Here is a 1,549-nt window from a genome sequence, read left to right on the forward strand (position 1 = left end):
ATTCGGGCGCGGCGTCGGCGACGAACTGCTCGATCATGTAGCCCCAGATATAGAACCCGTAGGACCAGGCCCCGAGCCGGGCGAGCGCGGCGGTGAGGCGGTCGGGAAGGCCGGCCACGAGGCTGTCCTTGTCGGCGCCGGGCATCGGCTGCTCGCCCGCCGCGTAGACGTCCGCGACGATCACCGTGTCGGCGTCGTTGAAGCAGCTCGAGAAGCCGTCGAACAGCGCGTGCAGGCGGGAGTAGCGGTGCGGCTGGACGACCGCGATCACGCGCCCTTCCGTCGACGCGCGGGCGGCCTTCAGCACGGCCCCGATCTCGACCGGATGATGCCCGTAATCATCGAAGATCGTGACGCCGTTCCACTCGCCGACGCGGGTGAAGCGGCGCTTGACGCCGCCGAACCTGGCAAGCCCCGCGCGGATCTGCTCCCCCGGGATGCCGAGCTCGTGCGCGACCGCGATCGCGGCGGTCGCGTTCAGCGCGTTATGGTGGCCCGCCATCGGCAGCTCCAGGCCGTCGAGCGAGATCTCGCCGCCCGTTTTGCGGTCGCGCACCACGACGCGGAACCGGCAGGTCCCGCCGCGCAGATCGAGATCGAGCAGTCGCACGTCGGCCTGCGGGTTCTCGCCATAGGTCACGACCCGGCGGTCCTCGATCAGGCCGACCATGTCCTGCACGGTCGGGTGGTCCAGACACATCACCGCGAAGCCATAGAACGGCACGTTCTCCACGAAGGAGCGGAACGCCGCCTTGATGGCGTCGAAGGTGCCGAAATGGTCGAGATGCTCGGGGTCGATGTTGGTGACGACGGCGACGTCCGTCGGCAGCTTCAGGAAGGTGCCGTCGCTCTCGTCCGCCTCGACGACCATCCAGTCGCCCTCGCCCATCCGGGCGTTGGTGCCATAGGCGTTGATGATGCCGCCATTGATCACCGTGGGGTCGAGCCCGCCGGCGTCGAGCAGCGTGGCGACGAGCGAGGTGGTGGTGGTCTTGCCGTGCGTGCCGGCGATCGCCACGCAGGTCTTGAGCCGCATCAGCTCCGCCAGCATCTCGGCGCGGCGCACCACCGGCAACCGGTTCTCGCGCGCGGCCGCAAGCTCCGGATTGTCCCGCCTGATCGCCGAGGAAACGACGACCACCTCGGCGTCGCCGAGGTTTTCGGCGGCGTGGCCGATGGTGACCGGTATCCCGCGCTCGCGCAGGCGCTTCACGTTGGCGCCCTCCGCGGCGTCGGTGCCCTGCACCTTGTAGCCGTGGTTCGCCAGCACCTCAGCGATGCCGGACATGCCGATGCCGCCTATGCCGATGAAGTGGACGGGGCCGATGTCGCGGGGCAGTTTCATGAAGACACGGAAAGCCTAGAGCACGGGAGCCGCGGCCCCGGAATGGGGCGCGAGCCTGCGATTCGCCGCCGCCAATACCACATCGGCGACGCCGGCGGAAAATTCGACCAGAACTCTTACAAGGTCTCGGGCGGTCTTCATGGCGTCGGCGTGTCCGTCGTCAACGCGCTGTCGACCAAGCTGACGCTGCGCGTGTGGCGCAAC

The 1,549-nt window shown here is 68.7% G+C and carries 1 protein-coding gene; it reads right to left on the bottom strand.

Annotation, left to right across the window (positions count from 1 at the left end; translation table 11 throughout):
* The coding region (gene murC, locus ACIKT0_RS18110; RefSeq protein ID WP_407106718.1) for a UDP-N-acetylmuramate--L-alanine ligase at nucleotides 1-1,345 on the bottom strand (1,345 nt) is incomplete at its 3' end.
* Nucleotides 1,346-1,549 lie beyond the last annotated feature (204 nt).

It is taken from the genome of Hansschlegelia beijingensis, from assembly GCF_045505405.1.
Classification (GTDB): Bacteria; Pseudomonadota; Alphaproteobacteria; order Rhizobiales; family Methylopilaceae; genus Methylopila; species Methylopila beijingensis_A.